Source organism: Agrococcus jejuensis (assembly GCF_007679035.1).
In the GTDB taxonomy this organism is placed as follows: Bacteria; Actinomycetota; Actinomycetes; order Actinomycetales; family Microbacteriaceae; genus Agrococcus; species Agrococcus jejuensis_A.
Genome location: NZ_VEFR01000005.1, coordinates 32082 through 50979, shown reverse-complemented (window position 1 = coordinate 50979; position 18898 = coordinate 32082). Strand labels below are relative to the sequence as shown.

Annotated in this window: 19 protein-coding genes; 5 read left to right on the top strand and 14 right to left on the bottom strand. The window is 72.3% G+C overall.

The window, feature by feature from the left end:
- Positions 1 to 25 precede the first annotated feature (25 nt).
- Both FS793_RS13815 and FS793_RS13810 read right to left on the bottom strand, forming a co-directional pair.
- A complete protein-coding gene (locus tag FS793_RS13815) occupies positions 26 to 1006 on the bottom strand; it encodes a DsbA family protein (protein WP_144721320.1) in 981 nt (326 codons plus the stop codon).
- Positions 1006 to 1941, bottom strand: a complete 936-nt coding sequence (locus FS793_RS13810) for a DsbA family protein (protein ID WP_144721318.1) — start codon at positions 1939 to 1941, stop codon at positions 1006 to 1008. The genes FS793_RS13815 and FS793_RS13810 overlap by 1 nt, the downstream gene beginning before the upstream one ends.
- Before the next feature lie 160 nt (positions 1942 to 2101).
- On the opposite strand from FS793_RS13810, the gene FS793_RS13805 reads away from it, so the two are divergent.
- Positions 2102 to 3217, top strand: a complete 1116-nt coding sequence (locus tag FS793_RS13805) for an ABC transporter ATP-binding protein (RefSeq protein ID WP_144721316.1) — start codon at positions 2102 to 2104, stop codon at positions 3215 to 3217.
- A 60-nt stretch (positions 3218 to 3277) separates the two neighbouring features.
- On the opposite strand, the gene FS793_RS13800 is transcribed toward FS793_RS13805, so the two are convergent.
- The gene (locus FS793_RS13800; RefSeq protein ID WP_144721314.1) at positions 3278 to 4015 is read right to left on the bottom strand and encodes a DsbA family protein; all 738 of its coding nucleotides are present in this window, start codon (positions 4013 to 4015) and stop codon (positions 3278 to 3280) included.
- A gap of 51 nt (positions 4016 to 4066) precedes the next feature.
- Here FS793_RS13800 and FS793_RS13795 point away from each other — a divergent pair, with 51 nt between their 5' ends.
- Positions 4067 to 5380 (top strand): DUF4032 domain-containing protein, encoded by a 1314-nt coding sequence (locus tag FS793_RS13795; RefSeq protein ID WP_144721312.1) that lies wholly within the window; start codon positions 4067 to 4069, stop codon positions 5378 to 5380.
- Positions 5381 to 5383: 3 nt separating this feature from the next.
- Here FS793_RS13795 and rlmB read toward each other — a convergent pair whose 3' ends face one another.
- Positions 5384 to 6373, bottom strand: coding sequence for a 23S rRNA (guanosine(2251)-2'-O)-methyltransferase RlmB (gene rlmB, locus FS793_RS13790; RefSeq protein ID WP_144721310.1), 990 nt, complete (start codon positions 6371 to 6373; stop codon positions 5384 to 5386).
- On the bottom strand, positions 6370 to 7785 hold the full coding sequence (cysS, locus tag FS793_RS13785; protein WP_144721308.1) for a cysteine--tRNA ligase: 1416 nt from the start codon (positions 7783 to 7785) through the stop codon (positions 6370 to 6372). The genes rlmB and cysS overlap by 4 nt, the downstream gene beginning before the upstream one ends.
- 92 nt (positions 7786 to 7877) lie before the next feature.
- On the opposite strand from cysS, the gene FS793_RS13780 reads away from it, so the two are divergent.
- On the top strand, positions 7878 to 8822 hold the full coding sequence (locus tag FS793_RS13780; protein ID WP_222123766.1) for a sugar-binding transcriptional regulator: 945 nt from the start codon (positions 7878 to 7880) through the stop codon (positions 8820 to 8822).
- Positions 8823 to 8825: 3 nt separating this feature from the next.
- On the opposite strand, the gene FS793_RS13775 is transcribed toward FS793_RS13780, so the two are convergent.
- Entirely contained in the window at positions 8826 to 9290 is a 465-nt protein-coding gene (locus FS793_RS13775) for a PTS sugar transporter subunit IIA (RefSeq protein WP_144721306.1), read from the bottom strand.
- A 119-nt stretch (positions 9291 to 9409) separates the two neighbouring features.
- Between FS793_RS13775 and FS793_RS13770 the strand changes: the two genes are divergently transcribed.
- Positions 9410 to 9688 (top strand): PTS sugar transporter subunit IIB, encoded by a 279-nt coding sequence (locus FS793_RS13770; protein WP_144721304.1) that lies wholly within the window; start codon positions 9410 to 9412, stop codon positions 9686 to 9688.
- Positions 9689 to 9750: 62 nt separating this feature from the next.
- On the top strand, positions 9751 to 11205 hold the full coding sequence (locus FS793_RS13765; protein ID WP_144721302.1) for a PTS galactitol transporter subunit IIC: 1455 nt from the start codon (positions 9751 to 9753) through the stop codon (positions 11203 to 11205).
- 276 nt (positions 11206 to 11481) lie between these two features.
- On the opposite strand, the gene FS793_RS13760 is transcribed toward FS793_RS13765, so the two are convergent.
- The 8 genes from FS793_RS13760 to srlA all read right to left on the bottom strand — a co-directional run bounded on the left by FS793_RS13760 (position 11482) and on the right by srlA (position 18873).
- Positions 11482 to 12804, bottom strand: a complete 1323-nt coding sequence (locus tag FS793_RS13760; RefSeq protein ID WP_144721300.1) for a dihydrolipoamide acetyltransferase family protein — start codon at positions 12802 to 12804, stop codon at positions 11482 to 11484.
- Position 12805: 1 nt separating this feature from the next.
- Positions 12806 to 13867: an alpha-ketoacid dehydrogenase subunit beta gene (locus FS793_RS13755; protein ID WP_260980173.1), complete on the bottom strand. Its 1062-nt coding sequence runs from the start codon at positions 13865 to 13867 to the stop codon at positions 12806 to 12808.
- Entirely contained in the window at positions 13864 to 14853 is a 990-nt protein-coding gene (locus FS793_RS13750) for a thiamine pyrophosphate-dependent dehydrogenase E1 component subunit alpha (RefSeq protein WP_144721298.1), read from the bottom strand. Before FS793_RS13750 ends, FS793_RS13755 begins: the two co-directional genes overlap by 4 nt.
- On the bottom strand, positions 14853 to 16196 hold the full coding sequence (locus FS793_RS13745; protein WP_144721296.1) for an NAD(P)H-dependent oxidoreductase: 1344 nt from the start codon (positions 16194 to 16196) through the stop codon (positions 14853 to 14855). Before FS793_RS13745 ends, FS793_RS13750 begins: the two co-directional genes overlap by 1 nt.
- A 177-nt stretch (positions 16197 to 16373) precedes the next feature.
- A complete protein-coding gene (locus tag FS793_RS13740) occupies positions 16374 to 16760 on the bottom strand; it encodes a transcriptional regulator GutM (protein WP_144721294.1) in 387 nt (128 codons plus the stop codon).
- 2 nt (positions 16761 to 16762) lie between these two features.
- Positions 16763 to 17137, bottom strand: coding sequence for a PTS glucitol/sorbitol transporter subunit IIA (locus FS793_RS13735; protein ID WP_144721292.1), 375 nt, complete (start codon positions 17135 to 17137; stop codon positions 16763 to 16765).
- A 57-nt stretch (positions 17138 to 17194) separates the two neighbouring features.
- Positions 17195 to 18250, bottom strand: coding sequence for a PTS glucitol/sorbitol transporter subunit IIB (srlE, locus tag FS793_RS13730; protein ID WP_144721290.1), 1056 nt, complete (start codon positions 18248 to 18250; stop codon positions 17195 to 17197).
- Positions 18251 to 18252: 2 nt separating this feature from the next.
- Entirely contained in the window at positions 18253 to 18873 is a 621-nt protein-coding gene (gene srlA / locus FS793_RS13725) for a PTS glucitol/sorbitol transporter subunit IIC (RefSeq protein ID WP_260980172.1), read from the bottom strand.
- Positions 18874 to 18898 lie beyond the last annotated feature (25 nt).

Genomic DNA, 18898 nt, shown 5'->3' with positions numbered 1-18898 from the left:
CCCCGCCGGCTGCGCCGGGCGAGCGTCAGCCCGCTGCGACGAACGCCGCGAACGCCCCGGCGTCGGCCACGTCGCCCGAGTACAGACGGTCGCCCACGTAGACGCTCGGCACGCCGCCGAGCGGCTGGTCGTCCGGGAGCGCCCCCGCGAGCGCGCGCTCGGTCGCCTGCCGCGTCCACCACGCGAACGTGCCCTGCGTCACGCAGTCCCCCGCGCCGTCGAGGGCCTCGTCGGCGAGCTCGACGACGCCGGCAGCATCGAGGTCGACGTTGCGCTCGAGCATCGCCTCGATGAACGGCAGCGCCGCATCGGGCTCCGCGTCGGCGACGCACGCGAGCGCCGCGACGCCGAGCGACGACGCGTAGCCGGACTCGACGGCGTCGTCGATGGCCACGGGCACGTAGGCGATCGTCGCGGTGCCGTCCGCCGCCCACTCGGCGAGCTGGTCGCCGTTCGCCTCGAGGAAGCGCGCGCAGTACTCGCACGTCGGGTCGACGACCACGGTCACGACCGTGCCGTCCGCCGGCACCGCGTCGGGCTCGCCATCCGCGGGAACGGCATCCTGCTCGACCACGCCGTCGGCGTCGACCACGAGCGCGTCGGCGAGGTTCGCTGGGCCGTCGGCCGGCTCGAGACGGGCGATCTGACCGCCGATCGTCTCCTGCAGCGCCTCGACGTCGGCGTCCTGCACCATCCATCGACCCGACCACAGCACGGGCACGTCGTGGAGCAGGGCACCGGTGCGCAGCCGCGAGGCCTGCGCGTCGTCGGCGGCGAGCGTCAGCACCGTGTCGGTGCCGCACGTCGCGACGGCGGGGTCGTCGTCGGATGCGCGGTACTGCTCCACGAGGTCGGTGCACGCGCCGCCGGCGTCGACGTAGGCGGCGGACAGCTCGCCGAGCGACTGGGGCCCGATGGGCTCGACGCCCTGCGCGCAGCCCGCGACGAGCAGCAGCGCCGCGCACCCGACCAGGCCGGCGCCGGCCCGTCGGGTGCGCAGGCGCATCAGCCCTCGCTCGGCGCGGGCGTCGACTCGCTGGGCGCCGGCGACTCGCTGGGCGCCGGCGACTCGGTGGCCGTCTCGCCGGTGACCTGGCCGAGCGCCGCCTGCACGAACGCGGTGAAGGAGGCGCCGTCGCCGGGCTGGCCGCGGTACTGCTCGCCGTTCACGAGCACCGTCGGGGTGCCGGTGATCTGCACGCCGTCCTCGCCCGACGGGCCGGGCTCGAGCTGCGCATCCTGCGTGGCTCGCTGCACCCACGACTCGAACTGCACCGACTCCACGCACTCGGTGAACGCCGCGTTCGTGTCGACGCCGGCCTGCTCGGCGAGGCCGATGATCTCGTCGTCGGTGAGACCCTCGGTGTTCTCGCCGGGCTGGTTCTCGTACATGAGCGTGTTCCACGCGTAGAAGCTGTCCGGGGACGCCTCGGCGACGCAGGCGGCGGCGTTCGCGGACCGCGTCGAGTACTCCTCGCCGAGCGAGAGCCGGTCGAGGAACGACACCGGGTGGTACTCGACCGTCGCGACGCCGTCGGAGATCAGCTGGTCGATCGCCTCGCCGTTCGTGGTCTCGAAGAGGCCGCAGTACGGGCAGAGGTAGTCCTGGTAGATGACGATCTGCACGACGTCGTCGCGCTCGTCGGTGGCGACGGGCGCCTCGTCGGCGGCGAGCGCCGGCGTCGTCTCGGCGACGTAGCCCTGGCCGACGACGATGCCGTCGGACGCCATGTTCTCGGGGCCGGGGCCCGGCGGGCGGATCGCGTTGACGATCACGAGCGTGACGATCGCCACGATCGCGATCGCACCCACGAGGATGCCGCCGATCGTGAGCCCCTTCCTCAGGCGCTCGTCGCGCTGGCGCTTCTGCTGCTGCGCCTTGGCAGCCTCGCGCGCCTGCGTGCGTCGCTCGTTCTTCGTGAGTCGTCGATCGTTCGTCATCGGTCCTCGTCGGGGTCGTGGGGCCGCAGACCAGGATACGGGCGAACGCTATGAACTTCCGCCGCGCCTATGCAAGAGTGTCAGCACACGGGACTACGAGGTCCCGCTTCCATTCACGAAGGATCGTCCGGCACGTACCTGCCGGTGAAGGAGGATGACGATGGCGTCTGTCACGTTCGACAAGGCAACCCGTCTCTACCCGGGTGGCACCCGTCCCGCAGTCGATGCGATCGACCTGGAGGTGGCGGACGGCGAGTTCCTCGTCCTCGTCGGCCCCTCCGGCTGCGGCAAGTCCACGACCCTGCGCATGCTCGCCGGGCTCGAGGAGGTGAACGACGGTCGCATCCTCATCGGCGACCGCGACGTCACCGACATGCCTCCCAAGGACCGGGACATCGCGATGGTGTTCCAGAACTACGCCCTCTACCCCCACATGACCGTGGCGGAGAACATGGGCTTCGCCCTCAAGATCGCGGGCGTCGGCAAGGACGAGCGCGCCGAGCGCGTGCTCGAGGCCGCGAAGCTGCTCGACCTCGAGCCCTACCTGTCGCGCAAGCCGAAGGCCCTCTCGGGTGGCCAGCGGCAGCGCGTCGCCATGGGTCGCGCCATCGTGCGTCAGCCCCAGGTGTTCCTCATGGACGAGCCGCTGTCGAACCTCGACGCGAAGCTGCGCGTGCAGACGCGCACGCAGATCGCGTCGCTGCAGCGTCGCCTGGGCGTCACGACGGTCTACGTCACGCACGACCAGACCGAGGCCCTGACGATGGGCGACCGCATCGCGGTGCTCAAGGACGGCATCCTGCAGCAGGTGGGCACGCCGCGCGACCTGTACGCGAGCCCCGCGAACGTGTTCGTGGCCGGCTTCATCGGCAGCCCGGCGATGAACCTGCTGCAGCTGCCGACGAACGACCAGGGCGTGCTGTTCGGCGACCACGTCGTGCCGATCCCCCGCGAGACGCTCGCGAAGGCGAAGCAGATCACGGTCGGCATCCGCCCCGAGGACCTCACGATCTCGCCGACGGGCTCCGGCCTGCCGATCAAGGTCGACCTCGTCGAGGAGCTCGGCGCCGACGGCTACCTGTACGGCACGGCGCAGTCGTCGAAGATCGTCGACGTCTCCGAGGCGGTCGACACCGAGGCGGAGGCGACTGGCGGCGTGAGCCTCGTCGCCCGCGTCGACGGCCGCAGCCACCCGCACATCGGCGACCAGGTGTTCGCGGTGCCCGACGCATCGCACCTCCACCTGTTCGACGCGGAGACCGGCGAGCGGCTCTAGCGCGCAGCGCACGACGAAGGGGCGGGGCCATGGGCTCCGCCCCTTCGTCGTGCGCGCGGCTCAGCGGTGCGCGGCGACGAGCGCCTCGAATGCGGCCCCGTCGGTCGGCGCGCCCGTGAAGCGCTCGCCGTCGACGAGCACGGTCGGCGTGCCCGTCACCATCTCGTCGGTGCCCGGGATGGGGTTCGTCGTCGCCCACTCGGTCGCGAGCGCGGCGAACTCCTCGAACTCGCCCGTCTCGATCGCGGCGATCGTCGCCTCGTCGAGGCCCACGCCCTCAGCCGCCTGCACGAGCCGCTCGAGGGGGAAGCCGCCCGGATGCGCGTCGATCGTCGGCAGGAGCAGCACGATGAGGGCCCATGCCATCGCCGGGTCCTCGTCGACGGCCGCAGCGATCGCCGCGACGGCTCGCGACGACGCTCCGCCGGTCGACGCATCGAGGATCGCGATGGGATGCACCTCGACGGCTGCGACGTCGTCGGTGATGAGCGTCGCCAGCAGGCTGGCGTTCGTCTCGACGAAGTCGCCGCAGTGCGAGCAGCTGGGGTCCAGGTACAGCTGGATGTGCACGACCGAGTCGTCGACGACGCTCGGCACGGGCGTCGGACCCGCCTCGGGCGTCTCCACGGGGCCCGAGGGCAGCAGCAGCAGCCCATGGCTCGCCATGTTCGCGGGCATGCTCGCGCCACCGGTGGCCGTGCCGGCCGGCGGCTGCGGCGCCGGCGGCAGCGCGACGCACCCCGTCACGAGCAGCACGAGGGCGAGCAGGACGGAGGCACGGCTGCCGCGAGAGCGCATGGGGTGCACGCTAGCCCGGCGACCCGAGCGTCGGCTGGCTAGGCTCGCAGCATGAGCGGCAACCTGCGCATCACGTCCGCCCTCATGGACGCGACCCTGCTCGAGATGCCGTGGCACCTCCCCCTCGACCAGTGGCCCGACGACGTCGTCGTCACCCTGCCGAAGGGGATCTCGCGGCACCTCGTGCGCTTCGCCCATCTCTCGGGGCGCGTGGTCGCGCTCAAGGAGACGAGCGACGAGATGGCGCGCGGCGAGTACGACATGCTGCGCCGGCTCGGCCGCCTGCAGGTGCCGTGCGTCGAGCCCCTCGCGGTCGTCGCCGGTCGCGTCGACGAGCACGGCGAGCCCCTCGAGACCATCCTCGCGACGCGGCACCTGAAGTTCTCGATGCCGTATCGCGCGCTCTACTCGGGCTCGCTCAAGGTGGCGACGGCGCAGCGGCTCGTCGATGCGCTGGCGCTGCTGCTCGTGCGCCTGCACCTCGTGGGCTTCTTCTGGGGCGACGTGTCGCTGTCGAACACGCTCTTCCGGCGCGACGCCGGTGCCTTCGCGGCGTATCTCGTCGACGCCGAGACCGGCAAGCTCTACCCCGGCGGCCTGTCGCGCGGGCAGCGCGAGAACGACCTCGAGATCGCGCGCGTCAACATCGCCGGCGAGCTGCTGGACCTGCAGGCGGGCGGGCGCCTCGACGAGGGCCAGGACCCCGTGGACGTGGCGGGCTCGATCGTCGCGCAGTACCGCGAGCTGTGGGCGCAGCTCACGGCGGTCGAGCAGTTCGACCAGGCCGAGCGGTGGCGCATCAACGAGCGGGTCGAGCGGCTCAACGCGCTCGGCTTCGACATCGACGAGCTGCAGATCCGCACGGATGCGGACGGGACGAGCGTGCGCATCCAGCCGAAGGTCGTCGACGCCGGCCACCACCACCGGCGCCTGCTGGGCCTCACGGGCCTCGACGCCGAGGAGAACCAGGCTCGGCGCATGCTCAACGACCTCGACCAGTTCGCGGCCGCGCAGCGCCGACGTGAGAGCGACGCCGACGACGAGCAGCTCGCGCACGACTGGCTCGTGTCGCGATTCGAGCCCATCGTGCAGGCGGTGCCGCGGCACCTGCGCGGCAAGCTCGAGCCCGCGGAGGTGTTCCACCAGGTGCTCGAGCACCGCTGGTACATCGCCGAGCGGGAGTCGCGCGGCGTGCCGCTCGCCGAGGCCGTGCAGTCGTACATCGTCGACGTGCTCGAGCACCGGCGCGACGAGGCGGCGGTGCTCGAGGTGTCGACGCAGACGGTGCCCATCCCGATCATCGGCCCCAACGGGCAGCCGATCGGCGACGAGGACCTCGAGGTCGACTGGCGCGACCTCGTCTGAGGCTCAGCCCTTGCGGCGCTTCGCGACCTCGTAGAGCGTCACGGATGCGGCGATCCCGGCGTTGAGCGACTCGGTCGCGGCCGTGATCGGGATCGAGACGATCGCGTCGCACGTCTCGGCGACGAGCCGCGACAGCCCCTTGCCCTCGCTGCCGACGACGATCGCGAGCGGGCCGTCCGCCAGCTCGAGCTCGTGCAGGTCGACGTCGCCGTCGCCGTCGAGCCCGACGACGAAGACGCCCTCGGCCTTCAGCTCCTCGAGCGTGCGCGTGAGGTTCGCCGCCATCGCGACGGGCGTGCGCGCCGCGGCGCCCGCCGACGTGCGCCATGCCGACGCCGTGACGCCGACCGACCTGCGCTGCGGCACGACGACGCCGTGGGCACCGAACGCCGCGGCCGAGCGGATGATCGCGCCCAGGTTGCGGGGGTCGGTGATGCCGTCGAGCGCGACGATGAGCGCGGGCTCCTTCGCCTTCGCCGCGCGGTCGAGCAGGTCGCCCGGGTGCGCGTACTCGTACGGCGGCACCTTGATGGCGATGCCCTGGTGCACGGTGTCCGGGCCCGACATGCGGTCGAGCTCGGGGCGCATGACCTCGAGGATCGGGATCTGCCGCGACGTCGCGATCTTCAGGATCTCCTGCACGCGCTCGTCGACCTCGATGCGCGCCGCGACGTACAGCGCCGTCGCGGGGATGCGCGTGCGCAGCGCCTCGAGCACGGCGTTGCGACCGGTGACGAGCTCGGAGTCGTCCTTCGCGCTCGACGGCTTGCGGTGGCGCGGCGGCTGCGACTGGGCGGGGCGGCCGCTGCGCGACTGCGCCGCGGCGAGGCGCTCCTTGGCGGCCTTGCGCTGACCGGCGGGGTGCCAGGAGCGGTCCTCGGCCTTCGGCGTCGGGCCCTTGCCCTCGAGCGAGCGACGGTTCTTGCCGCCGGTGCCCTTCGTGGCGCCCTTCTTGCCTCGGGGCCGCTGCGGCTTGTTGTTGCTGCTGCTCATGCGATGCTCCAGGTGGTGTCGTCCTTGCCGTCCGCCACGGCGATGCCCGATGCTGCGAGGGCGTCGCGGATGCGATCGGCGGCTGCGAAGTCTCGTGCGTCGCGCGCGGCGCGACGATCGGCGATGAGCGTCTCGACCAGGCGGCCGAGGGCGGCGTCCGCCGCTCCCCCGCCCGTCGGACCCCATGCGGGATCGGCGGGGTCGAGGCCGAGCACGCCCAGCATGCCGCGCACGGCGGAGGCTGCCGCGAGCGCCGCGTCGCGCTCGTCCGCGTCGATCGCGGCGTTGCCGGCGCGCACGGCGTCGTGCATCGCCGCGACGGCCTGCGGCGTCGAGAGGTCGTCGTCCATGGCGGCGGCGAACGCATCCGGCACGGCGCCGACCTGCACCTCGCCGAGCCTGCCGGCGCGCTCGAGGAAGCCCTCGATGCGCGCGAACGCCGCCTCGGCCTCCGCGAGCGAGCCGTCGGCGAGCACGCCCTCGACGGTGCGGATGTCGATCGCCGAGCGGTAGTGCGGCGTCGCGAGGAAGTAGCGCACGACGATGGGCCTGGCGGAGGCGAGCAGATCGTGGGCGAAGATCGAGTTGCCGAGCGACTTCGACATCTTCTCGCCGTCGACGTTCACGGTGCCGTTGTGGCTCCACACGCTCGCGAAGTCGAGGCCCGCGGCGGTCGACTGCGCGAGCTCGTTCTCGTGGTGCGGGAAGCGCAGGTCGAGGCCGCCGCCGTGCACGTCGAACGCGTCGCCGAGGTAGCGGCGCGCCATCGCCGAGCACTCGATGTGCCAGCCTGGCCGGCCGTCGCCCCACGGCGAGGCCCACGAGGCGGTCGTCGGCTCGTCGGCCTTCGACGCCTTCCAGAGGGCGAAGTCGCGGGTGTCGCGCTTGCCGCGCGGGTCGGCGTCGCCTGCCGGCTCGAGGTCCTCCAGGCGCTGGCGCGTGAGCGAGCCGTACTCGGGCCACGAGCGCACGTCGAAGTAGACGTCGGCCGAGCCGTCGAGGGCCGCGTACGCGTGCCCCCGCTCGATGAGCGTCTGGATGAGCTCCTGCATCTGCGGGATCGACGCCGTCGCGCGCGGCTCGTAGGTGGGCGGCAGGATGCCGATCGCCCGGTACGCGGCGGTGAACTCGAGCTCGATCCGGTACGCGAGCGCGAACCAGGCCTCGTCGTCGGTCGCGTTCGCGAGCACCTTGTCGTCGATGTCGGTGACGTTGCGCACGAGCGTCGTGCGCAGCCCGCGGTGCTCGAGCCAGCGACGCCACACGTCGTAGGCGAGCGCGCTGCGGAGATGCCCCACGTGCGGGCTCGACTGCACCGTCGGCCCGCACACGTAGAACGACACCTCGCCCGCGCGCACGGGCGCGAGGTCGACGGTGCGCTGCGCGCGCGAGTCGTGGATGCGGATGGTCACCGTGAGAGCCTACGGTGCCCGCGGCGTCGCTGCGCTCGTGCGGGCCGTGCGCGCCATAGGATCGGCGCACGCCGTCTCGATGAGGGAGTCCGATGCCGTCCGCCCGCTCGCAGGAGATGCTCGTGCGAGCAGCGACCCTGTACTACGTCGACGGGCTGTCGCAGGCGGAGGTCGCCGACGCGATCGGCGTCTCCCGCTCGAACGTCTCGCGCGTGCTCGCGGAGGCGCGCAAGGCGGGCATCGTGACGATCACCATCACGGATCCCTTCGGCCGAGCCTCCGACCTCGAGACGCTGCTGCAGCAGCGCTTCGGGCTGCGCGAGGTGCGCGTCGCGCGCGGCTCCGACGACGACCTGGGCCGCGTGGGCCTGCTCGGCGCGGAGTGGCTCGAGCGCGAGCTGCCGCACGAGGGCGCGATCGCGCTGTCGTGGGGTGCGAGCGTGCAGGCGGTCGTCGACGCGGTCGAGTCGGGCCGCTCGCGGCCGCGCCTCGAGGTGCTGCCGCTCGTCGGCGGCCTCTCGATCGTCGACTCGGCGCAGGACGGCAACGTGCTCGTGCGCTCGCTCGCCACGCGGCTCGGCGCGAACCACCGACGCCTCTACGCGCCCGCGGTCGTCGAGTCGGCGACGCTGCGCGACGGGCTGCTGCGCGAGTCGACCATCGGGTCGGTGCTCGAGTCGGCGGCGAAGGCGCAGATCGCGATCGTCGGCATCGGCGTCGTCGGCTCCGGCGCCTCCGCGGCGATCGTCGAGTCCACGAACCTCTCCGCCGACGAGCAGGCGTCGTTCGAGGAGTCGGGCGCCGTCGGCGACTGCTGCACGCGCTTCTTCGACGCGGCCGGCCACCCCGTCGACTCCCCCGTCGACCGCCGCGTCGTCGCGATCGAGCTCGACGCGCTGCAGGGCGTGGACACGGTGGTCGCCGTCGCGGTCGGCGCCCGCAAGGCGCCCGCGGTGCGCGCGGCGCTCGCGGGCTCGCTCGTCGACGTGCTCGTGATCGACGAGCCCCTCGCGACGGCGCTGCTCGCCGAGGCGTAGACGCTAGCCGGCGAGCAGCGCGTCGAACGCCGCCGCGAGCTCGGCCGGCGTGCGCGCCGCGCGCAGCGGCGCATCCCAGCCGTCGCGCTGCACCCTGTCGACGAGCGAGGCGAGCACCTCGACCTGCGCGTGCGCCTCGGTGACGAGCAGCACGACGACGATGTCGAGGTCGACGCGGTCGTCTGCCGTCCCCATGACGCCGAACGACACGGGATGCGCGAGCGTCGCGACCGCGAAGCCCGCCTCGAGCACGTGGCCGGGATCCGCGTGCGGGATCGCGACGGGCACGAGCGTCGGCAGTCCCGTCGGATGCGCGCGCTCGCGCGTCACGAGCGCGTCGCCGAACGACGGCGCCGCGTGGCCCGCGCGGATCGCCAGGTCGGCGACCTGTCGCAGCACGCCCACGGCATCCGCGGCGACGACGCCCACGGCGCATGCGTCGGGCAGGGCTCGCATCGTGTCGGTCATCGCTCGCTCCTCGCAGCTCGTCGCTCCATCCTGCGGCACCGATGTGCGCGCCGCACGCACATCCGCCAGATCGGTGGGAGGATCGGCAGCACGTCGTCCCGCTGCGAAGGAGCATCCGAATGAGCAAGCGCATCCTCGTCGTCTGCGGCACGGGCGTCGCCACCTCCACCGTCGTCGTGCAGAAGGTGCGCGCGTTCGTCGAGGCCGAGGGCATCGACGCCACCATCACGCAGGGCGCCGTCGCCGACCTCGTCTCGGGCGGCACGAACGCCGACGTCATCGTCGCCACCACCCAGGTGCCTGCCACCGTGCAGGTGCCCGTCGTGCAGGGCCTGCCCTTCCTCACCGGCGTCGGCACCGACGCCGCCCTCGCGCAGCTGCGCACCCATCTCGCCTAGCCGGGGCGCGCCGCCGCATCCGCGGCGGCATGATCGGCCACCGTAGGAGCAAAGGAGCTCTCATGGACTGGTTCACCGACACGCTCGCAGCGGTCAGCGGCTACCTCTCGGCGCTCGGCGCCTCGATCACGCTGCCGTTCCTCATCGCGATCTTCGGCCTCATCCTCGGCCAGAAGGTGCCGCAGGCGATCCGCGCCGGCCTGCTCATCGGCGTCGGCTTCATCGGCATCAACCTCGTCATCGGCCTCATGGGCACGCAGGTCGGCCCCGCCGCGACCGGCATCGCCCAGAGCCTCGGCGTGAACCTCACGACGATCGACGTCGGCTGGCCGTCGTCGGCTGCGATCGCGTTCGGCTCGACCGTCGGTGCCATCATCATCCCGCTCGGGCTGCTCGTGAACATCGTGCTGCTCGCCACGGGCATGACCCGCACCTTCAACATCGACCTCTGGAACTTCTGGCACACCGCGCTCGTCGGCGCCCTCGTCGCCGCCGTCACCGAGTCGTTCTGGCTCGGCATCGCCGCCGCCGCCGTGCACATGACCGTCGTGCTCGCGCTCGCCGACCTCTCCGCGCCGTGGATCCAGAAGTACTTCGGCTTCCCCGACATCTCGTTCCCGCACGGCACCGCCGCGCCGTACATCGTGTTCGCGGTGCCGCTCAACTGGGTCTTCGACCGCATCCCCGGCTTCAACCGCCTGCACGCCGACCCCGCCACGATCCAGAAGCGCTTCGGCGTCTTCGGCGAGGCGATGATCCTCGGCTTCGTGCTCGGCCTGCTGCTGGGCATCCTCGGCTTCGGCTTCGACGACCCGCGCGCCGACTCCATCGCGATCCTCACCCTCGCGGTGTCGCTCGCCGCCGTCATGGTGCTGCTGCCGCGCATGGTGTCGCTGCTCATGGAGGGGCTCATCCCCATCTCGGAGTCGGCGAAGGCGTTCGTCGAGCGTCGCTTCCCCGGCCGCAAGTTCTACATCGGCCTCGATGCCGCGATCGCCGTCGGCCAGCCGGCCGTGCTCGCGACGTCGCTCGTGCTCGTGCCCGTCACGGTCATCGTGGCGGTCGCGCTCGCGCCGCTCGGCAACACCGTGCTGCCGCTCGTCGACCTCGCGACCATCCCGTTCATCGTCGCGATCATGGTGCCGCTCTTCCGCGGCAACATCGTGCGCTCGGTCATCGGCGGCGCGATCGTCATCGGCATCGGCCTGTTCATCGCGACCGCCACGGCGGGCTCGTTCACGCAGATCGCGCAGTCGGCCGGCTTCGAGCTGCCCGACGGCGCGACGCGCATCTCGTCGCTCGTCGACGGCGCCAACCCGCTCACGGGCCTCTTCTTCGGCGCCTCGCAGCTGGGCGGCTGGACGATCGCCGTCCTCGCCGTGCTCGCCATCGCGTTCGCCTTCTGGGTCTCGCGCGTGGAGCGACGACGGGATGCGGTGCGCGCGGCGGAGGCTGCGGACGCCGAGGCTGCAGCGGCAGCCGCCGATGCCGAGCGGCAGCGACCGGCGGAGGCGTAGGGGTCTTCCCGCGGAATCGGGGTCGCTCCTCCACCAGCTGGTCGAGGAGCGCGCGAGCCCGAAGGGCGAGCCCGCGTCACGAGACCACGCGACGGCCGCTCCTGCCCAGCCACGCGCGTGGCCGCGTCGAGCGGGCACGTCGCGTGGTCTCGTGACGGCTCCTCGCTGGCGCTCGGGGCCTCCTCGACCCGCTGCTGGGGAGCCGACCATCTCGTCGGGCACGGACGAGGGGCCCACCGCAGCTGCGGTGGGCCCCTCGTCCGTGCCGGAGCCGGCTCAGGCCAGCAGCGCCGGGTTCGCCGCGAGCTCGCGCATGCGCTGCAGCACGCGCGCCGCATCGGCACCGTCGGCGACGCGGTGGTCGAGCGTGAGCCCGACCGTGCACTGCAGGCGCGACCCGAACGATCCGTCGGGCGCGACGAGCAGGCGCTGCGCGATCGAGCCCGTCGACAGCGCCGACGAGTGCGGCGGCGTGATGAGCGCGTTGAAGCGCTCGATGCCGAAGCCGCCGAGGTTCGACAGCACCGTCGTGCCGCCCTGCAGCCGGTCCGCCGACAGCGTGCCGGCGCGCGTGTGCTCCACCGTCTCGGCGATCGACGCCTTGAGGTCGGCGAGCGGCTGGCGGTGCGGGTCGACGAACACGGGCGCGATGAGGCCCGTGGGGCTGTCGACCGCGAGCGCGATGCCCACGTGCGGGTTGGCGACGGGGCCCTCGTCGGTCCACGTCTGGTTCACGGGGGCCGACTCGGCGAGCGCCTGCGCCTGCATGCGCATGAGGATCGCCGTCCAGCTCGCGCCGCCCAGCTCGGTCTTGCGCACGGCGTCGAGCCTCGAGAGGTCGAGGTCGACGTAGGCCGTGAACTGCGGCACGAGCGCCGACTGGTCCATGACCTTCGCGACCGCCATGCGCGTGCGCCGGCGCCGCGTCGCGGCCGGATCGCTGGGCGACCTCGGCTTCGACGGCGCGGGGGCTGGGGTCGCGGCCGGCACCGGCGCGGATCCGCCGGCAGGGGGTGCTGCCGGTGCCGGCGCGACGATGGGCTGCGGCGACGCTGTCGCGGACGCCGCCGCAGGCTGCTGCGACGACGCCTCGACGTCGCCGACGGTGATGGCGCCCCAGCGGCCCGTGCCCTGCACGGCCGCGAGGTCGACGCCGCGCTCGCCCGCGAGCGTGCGGGCAGCGGGCACGGCGGCGGGCCAGTCGGCGGCACCGGTCGAGGGTGCGGCGCCGGTCGACGGCGCCGCACTCGTGGCGGTCGCGCCGGGCGCCGCGGGCTCGGCCACGGCATCCGCCACGGGCTGCGCCTCCTCGGCGTCGCCCGCGGGCGCGTCGAACAGGCCGCCGAGCAGGTCGTCGGAGTCCGACGTGATGTACGCGATGGGCTCGCCGACGGGGATGACGTCGTCGGGCTCGGCGACGATGCGCGCGAGCACGCCGTCGTACGGGCTCTCGACCTCCATGTCGACCTTGTCGGTCGTGACCTCGGCGATGGCCTCGCCGTTCTTCACGGGGTCGCCGGGCTGCTTGAGCCAGGCGACCATGGTGCCCTCCTCCATGGTCATGGACATCTTGGGCATCGTCAGCGCGAGCTCGGGCACGTCACCACTCCTTCACGAGCGCGGTGGCCGCTACGACGATGTCGTCGACCTGCGGCACGACCGCCTTCTCGAGCTGCGGCGCGTACGGGATGGGCACGTCGAGGCCCGACAGGCGGCGGATGGGTGCGCGCAGGTGCACGAACGCCTCCGACTCGGCGATGATCGCCGACACCTCGCTCATGAAGCCGCCGGTCTGCACGGCCTCCTGCACGAGGAGCACGCGGCCGGTCTTGACGACCTCCGCGAGGATGGTCGCGGAGTCGAGCGGCGTGAGCGTGACGGGGTCGACGACGGTCGCCTGGATGCCCTGGGCTGCGAGCAGCTCGGCGGCCTCGAGCGAGCGCTGCACCTCGACGCCCGTCGCGACGATCGTGAGGTCGCCGCCCGTGCGGCGCACGGCGGCCTTGCCGATCGGCGTGCGCACGTCGCCCGTGCGCACCTCGAACGTCTGCTTGTAGAGCAGCTTGTGCTCGAGGATCATGACGGGGTTCGGGTCGTCGAGCGCCGCGAGCAGCAGGCCCTTGGCGTCGTCGCCCGACGCGGGCATGACGACCTTGAGGCCGGGGATGTGGGCGAACCACGCCTCGAGCGACTGCGAGTGCTGCGCCGCCGCACCCGTGCCGGAGCCGCCGGGCGCGCGGATGACGAGCGGCACGTTCGCCTCGCCGCCGAGCATGAAGTGGATCTTCGCCGCCTGGTTGGCGATCTGGTCCATCGCCTGCGCAGTGAAGTCCGAGAACTGGATCTCGACGATCGGCTTCATGCCCGTCATGGCTGCACCCACGCCGAGGCCGACGATGCCGAGCTCCGAGATCGTCGTGTCGCGGATGCGGTCGGTGCCGAGCTCGTCGACGAGCGTGCCCGTGACGCCGAACGCGCCGCCGTAGCGACCCACGTCCTCGCCCATGAGGAACACCGACGGGTCGGCCTCGATCGCGATGCGCAGGGCGTCGCGGATGGCCTCGGCGTACGTCATCTCGGCGGTCTCGGCACCCGGGCGGGCGCCGAGCCCCGTGGGGTGCTCGAGGCCCTCGTGGATGCTCCGCTGCTCCTGCATGGTCATCGGGCTGCTCCCGTCGTCGGTGCGAACACGGCGTCGAGGAGGCCCTCGGGCGTCGCGTCGGGCGCGGCGGCAGCGCGCTGCACGGCGCCGCGCAGGTCGTCGCGCACCTCGTCGCGCACGGTCTGGATGTCGGCCTCCGTGAGCGTGCCCGCCTCGAGCACGCTCTTCTCGAAGCGCGCGATCGGGTCGTTCGACTCGCGCCACGACTCGATCTCGTCGCGCGTGCGGTAGAGGTTCTTGTCGCTCTTCGAGTGGCCGCGCCAGCGGTACGTCTCGGCGACGATGAACGTCGGGCCCTCGCCGGCGCGAGCGCGCGCGACGGCCGTCTCGACGGCGTCGTGCACGGCCTGCACGTCGTTGCCGTCGACGGTTACCCCGGGGATGCCGTAGCCGTTCGCGCGGTCGGAGAGCTGCTCGAGCGGGAAGGCCTTCGCCGACGACATCGACATGCCGTAGAGGTTGTTCTCGCACAGGAAGACGACGGGCAGCTTCCACATGGCCGCGAGCACGACGCCCTCGTGCCATGCGCCCTCGCCCATCGCGCCGTCGCCGTGGAAGCAGACGGCGACCTGGTCGGTGCCGCGCATCTGCGCCGAGAGGCCCGCGCCGGCGGCGATGGGCACGCCGCCCGCGACGATGCCGTTCGCGCCGAGGTTGTTCGTCGCGGCGTCGGCGATGTGCATCGAGCCGCCGCGACCGCGGCAGTAGCCCGTGTCCTTCGCGAGCAGCTCGGCCATCATGCGCTCGAGGTCGGCGCCCTTCGCGATGCAGTGCCCGTGGCCGCGGTGCGTCGACGTGATGTAGTCGTCGCGGCGCAGCGCCATGCACGCACCCGTCGGCACGGCCTCCTGGCCGATCGACAGGTGCATGGTGCCGTGCATCATGCCGCGGCCGTAGAGGTCCTCGACGGCCTCCTCGAAGCGGCGGATGCGCCAGAGGGTGCCGAGCGCCTCGATGGCGGCGGACCGGTCGGTGACGATCTGCATCAGCGGGCACCCGCCGTCACGAGGGCGCCGAGGTCGATGGGGGCGTCGCCGCCGTCGAGCACGCCGGCGGCGAGCAGCGCATCCTGCAGCTTGCGCAGCAGCACGATCGTGCGCGTCTCGTCGAGCGCGACGTCGTCGTACGTGATCGCGGTGCCCTTGGCGACGTCGCGCACGAGGGTGGCGGCGCTCGCGAGGCCGATGGGCAGCTCGCGGTTCTGACGCGCCTCGGCCGCCGGCACGGCGTCGCCGTACACGTGCTCGCCGCCGATGCCGTCGATGCGCTCGCCCGCGACGAGGTCGCGCTTCGCCATCGCCGACACGTCGGCCTTCCACGCGCGCGGTGCGAGCGAGGGCTGGCCGTCGACCATGACCTCGCCGATCGACAGCACGGCCTCGACGGATGCGAGGTGGTACGGCCGGTAGAACGAGAAGTAGGGGCCGTCGCCCATCTTCAGGTACGAGAGCTCCTCGTGCACGACGGGGTGCGTGGCCTTGCCGATGACGAAGACGCCGGGGGCGACGTCGCCCGTGGCGTAGTCGACGACGCCGGAGGCCTCGAGGATGCCGCCGTCCTCGACGGGCTTGAACACGTCCTGCAGCGTCTTCACCGACGCCTCGGGGCCGTGCATCGAGCGGCGCGTGAGCTCGAGGCCCGTCGCGTTGGCGAGGTCCGCCATCTCGATCATGGTCTTCGTGCCGTCGACGAACGAGCACAGCATGCGGGGGTTCATGCCCTTCTGCTGCGCCTCCTCGGCGAGGCTCGTGGGGGTCGCGTCCTGGCGCAGGGGGTTGTTCTTGCCCTTGCCCGCCATGACGACCTCGAGGCCGATGTCCTCGACGAACTCGACGAGCTTGAGGCACTCGACGGGCTCGTCGCCGCGGCACACGGTGTAGATCGCGCCGGTCTGCTTGGCGACGGCCTGCAGCAGGAGGCCCACGGTGACGTCGGCCTCGACGGTCATGAGGGCGACGTGCTTGCCGGCGAGCAGCGAGGCGAGGGCGATCTTCGCGGCGACCTCGGGCACGCCCGAGACCTCGATGACCATGTCGACGGGCAGCTTCGTGAGCGCGAGGCCGTCGTCGAGCACGACGTGCCCGCCGGCCTCGATCGCGGTCACGAGCTCGGCGTGGTCGCCGCGGGTCACGTCGTCGATGCCGGCCTTGCGCAGCGCCGACTCGGCGCGCTCGATGGCGACGTCGGCGACGGCGACGACGTCGACGCCCTTCTGGCGGGCGATCTGGGCGATGAAGCCCGTGCCCATCTGCCCTGCGCCGACGAGTCCGACGCGGACGGGGCGGCCGAGGCGCTGCTCGCGCTCGGTGAGCCGTGCGGTGTATCCCATGGTGTCGACCTTCCTCGGTCCTGATTCCGCGTCATGCACATCGGTGCGTATTGACGCGCACATTGTTGCTCTCACGATAGCAGGCTGTCGCCAGCCCGCAGGTGGATGGCTGCCGTCGCGCACGCGACGATCGCCCGAATGGTGCGGCCCCGCCGCATGCGCGACTTCGGCCGCGGCTCAGCGCTTCTTGCGCATCGAGCGGTACTGCGCGATCGCCGACTCCACGGCATCGCCCAGGCGCTTGTCGCCCGCACGGTCACGCGCGTTCGACACGGATCCCAGCAGCTCGGGGCGAGGGCGGAAGCGCGCGAAGACCGTCGCTCCCACCATCGCCTCGGCCGCCTCGATGCGCGACGAGGCGGAGTCGACGACGAGCAGCACGACCGCTCCCCGCATCCAGCCCTTGCCGCGCCCCGACACCAGGAACGACTCCCTGGCGCCCTCGTGCTCGGCGACCATGCGCTTCGTCACGCGCTGGTAGTAGAAGTGCTGGTAGAGGCTCAGCCCGATGCCGAGCACGAGCGCCAGCCCCAGCACGACTGCGAAGCGGCCGTCGAGCTCCATCGTCAGCCTCGGCGCTCGAGGGCGACGCGGTCGCCGGCGGCGACCGCACCGATCTGCCCGTCGACGAACACGGCGCCCGGCAGGAGCGCCTGGTCGTCGGCGGGGTCGCAGTACAGCACGATGTGCCCGAGCTCGCGCAGGTTCGAGCCTGCGAGGTCGCCCGCGGCCCGCACCGTGAGCTCGGTGGTGCCGAGCACGACGACGTCGCCGCGCTCCGGTGCGAGGCCCTCGTCGGCGGCACCGCCCTGGTGGACGATGCTCACCTCCGCGAGCGCATCCGGGCACGGCTCCCCGAAGAGGATGACCACCCCCGCATCGATCATGTCGGCGGCGTCCGCCCCGATCCTCGTCACCGTCGCCTCGTAGAGCGTCGTCATCGTGCTCGACATCCTTCCGTCCTTCTCTCTCAGTCTCGTCGTTCGTCGCCGCTGCGGCTAGACCAGCAGGAAGCTGACGAAGTACGCCAGCACCACGGCCAATGGCGATGTGACGAGCCTCGAGAACAGCACCGCTGGCACGCCGATCGACACCGTCTCGGGCTTCGCCTCGCCGAGCGCGAGGCCCACGGGCACGAAGTCGCAGCCGACCTGGCCGTTGATCGCGAACAGCGCGGGCAGCGCGTAGGCGACCGGCAGCGCGCCGACGCCGATCTGCGTGCCCATGAGCACGCCGACCACCTGCGCGATCGCGGCACCCGGGCCCAGGATGGGCGACAGGAACGGCAGACCCGTGATGACGCCGAGCAGGATGAGGCCGCCCGGGTTCGACGCGAGCGGCGTGACGCCCTGTGCGATGAGGTCCGACAGGCCCGTGTAGGTGACGAAGCCGATGAGCAGGCTCACGTACGCCATGAACGGGATGATCGTCTGCAGCACGAGCGTCAGCGCCTGGCGGCCCGACGACAGCAGCGTGTTGATGATGCCGCCGATGACGCCGCCGAACGACGTCGCGATGCGCGAGAAGACGCCGATGAAGCCGCCCTGCTGGTTCGCGTTCGCCTCGGCCTTCGCCGCCGCGATGCGGTCGGCGCCGACGCGGCTCGCCTTCGGGTCCGCCGACATGTCGAGCGCGTTCGTCGCCTGCGCGGGCGCTGCCGACGCCGTGACGTCCGCCCCCTCGCCTGCGAGCGCGACCTGCTCGACGCCGACCGCCGACACGAAGACGTCGGGGGTGATGAACTGCGCGAGCGGGCCCGAGGGCTCACCGGGGTAGACGTCGACCGTCAGCAGGCGCTTCTTGGGGTAGACGCCGATGCGGGCGGTGCCGCCGCAGTTGATGACCACGGCTGCGACGCGGTCGTCGGCCACCGAGTTGGTGAAGCCGTCGACGGCCTCGGCACCCGTGAGCTCGGCGATGCGGGCTGCCACGGGGTGGATGCCGCCGCCGGTGACCGAGAGGATGACGTTCTTCTCGCCCTCGGGCGTCACGGTGAGGCCGGGGCCCCAGCCGCCGTTGCCCGCGCTGACGCGGACGCTCTGGAAGTCGCTCATGGTCAGGCCGCCTTCTTGGCCAGGCGAGCCGCACGTGCCTCGGCGAACTCGCGGTCGTAGCCGTCGAACACCTCGGTGAGGCCCTGACGACGGATGAGGAAGCGGGTGATCGCCTCGGTGATGAAGCCGCGGAAGAAGATCACGACGATGCCGGTGAGGAAGTAGAGGATCGCGAGGACCGGGTACTTCTCGGGCGCCGCCTGCAGCACGCCCGCCGAGACGCCCGCCCAGACGAACAGCTCGCCGCCGTTCGCGTGCGGGAAGAACGTCGTGACGGGGTGCACGAACGAGACGGCCGAGTCGTAGAAGGCGGGCTTCTGCCGCTCGGGCAGGTAGACGCCGAACGAGTAGCACATCGGGTTCGTCAGCAGGATGACCGCGAGGATCGGCATGAGCGTGTAGCGCGTGATCGCGAAGCGCGACGAGAACTGCACCGCTCGCGTCATACGCGCCTCGCCGACCCACGTCGTGACGGCGTAGAGCAGCGTGAGCAGCACGATGAGGGTCGGCAGGATGCCGGTGACGAGGCCGACGAAGGCCTCTCCCGACGCCTGGAAGAGTCCGATGAAGTGCGTGGCGATCCACGTCAGCACCTGCATCACGGGGTTGTCGCTAGCGGGCACCGGCGGAGCATCTGCTGCCGCGAGG

Bases quoted from the DNA above. Each gene is read 5' to 3' on its own strand.
- FS793_RS13815 (WP_144721320.1), bottom strand. From the start codon at position 1,006: ATGCGCCTGCGCACCCGACGGGCCGGCGCCGGCCTGGTCGGGTGCGCG.
- FS793_RS13810 (WP_144721318.1), bottom strand. From the start codon at position 1,941: ATGACGAACGATCGACGACTCACGAAGAACGAGCGACGCACGCAGGCG.
- FS793_RS13805 (WP_144721316.1), top strand. From the start codon at position 2,102: ATGGCGTCTGTCACGTTCGACAAGGCAACCCGTCTCTACCCGGGTGGC.
- FS793_RS13800 (WP_144721314.1), bottom strand. From the start codon at position 4,015: ATGCGCTCTCGCGGCAGCCGTGCCTCCGTCCTGCTCGCCCTCGTGCTG.
- FS793_RS13795 (WP_144721312.1), top strand. From the start codon at position 4,067: ATGAGCGGCAACCTGCGCATCACGTCCGCCCTCATGGACGCGACCCTG.
- rlmB (WP_144721310.1), bottom strand. From the start codon at position 6,373: ATGAGCAGCAGCAACAACAAGCCGCAGCGGCCCCGAGGCAAGAAGGGC.
- FS793_RS13780 (WP_222123766.1), top strand. From the start codon at position 7,878: ATGCCGTCCGCCCGCTCGCAGGAGATGCTCGTGCGAGCAGCGACCCTG.
- FS793_RS13775 (WP_144721306.1), bottom strand. From the start codon at position 9,290: ATGACCGACACGATGCGAGCCCTGCCCGACGCATGCGCCGTGGGCGTC.
- FS793_RS13770 (WP_144721304.1), top strand. From the start codon at position 9,410: ATGAGCAAGCGCATCCTCGTCGTCTGCGGCACGGGCGTCGCCACCTCC.
- FS793_RS13765 (WP_144721302.1), top strand. From the start codon at position 9,751: ATGGACTGGTTCACCGACACGCTCGCAGCGGTCAGCGGCTACCTCTCG.
- FS793_RS13755 (WP_260980173.1), bottom strand. From the start codon at position 13,867: ATGACCATGCAGGAGCAGCGGAGCATCCACGAGGGCCTCGAGCACCCC.
- FS793_RS13750 (WP_144721298.1), bottom strand. From the start codon at position 14,853: ATGCAGATCGTCACCGACCGGTCCGCCGCCATCGAGGCGCTCGGCACC.
- FS793_RS13745 (WP_144721296.1), bottom strand. From the start codon at position 16,196: ATGGGATACACCGCACGGCTCACCGAGCGCGAGCAGCGCCTCGGCCGC.
- FS793_RS13740 (WP_144721294.1), bottom strand. From the start codon at position 16,760: ATGGAGCTCGACGGCCGCTTCGCAGTCGTGCTGGGGCTGGCGCTCGTG.
- FS793_RS13735 (WP_144721292.1), bottom strand. From the start codon at position 17,137: ATGACGACGCTCTACGAGGCGACGGTGACGAGGATCGGGGCGGACGCC.
- srlE (WP_144721290.1), bottom strand. From the start codon at position 18,250: ATGAGCGACTTCCAGAGCGTCCGCGTCAGCGCGGGCAACGGCGGCTGG.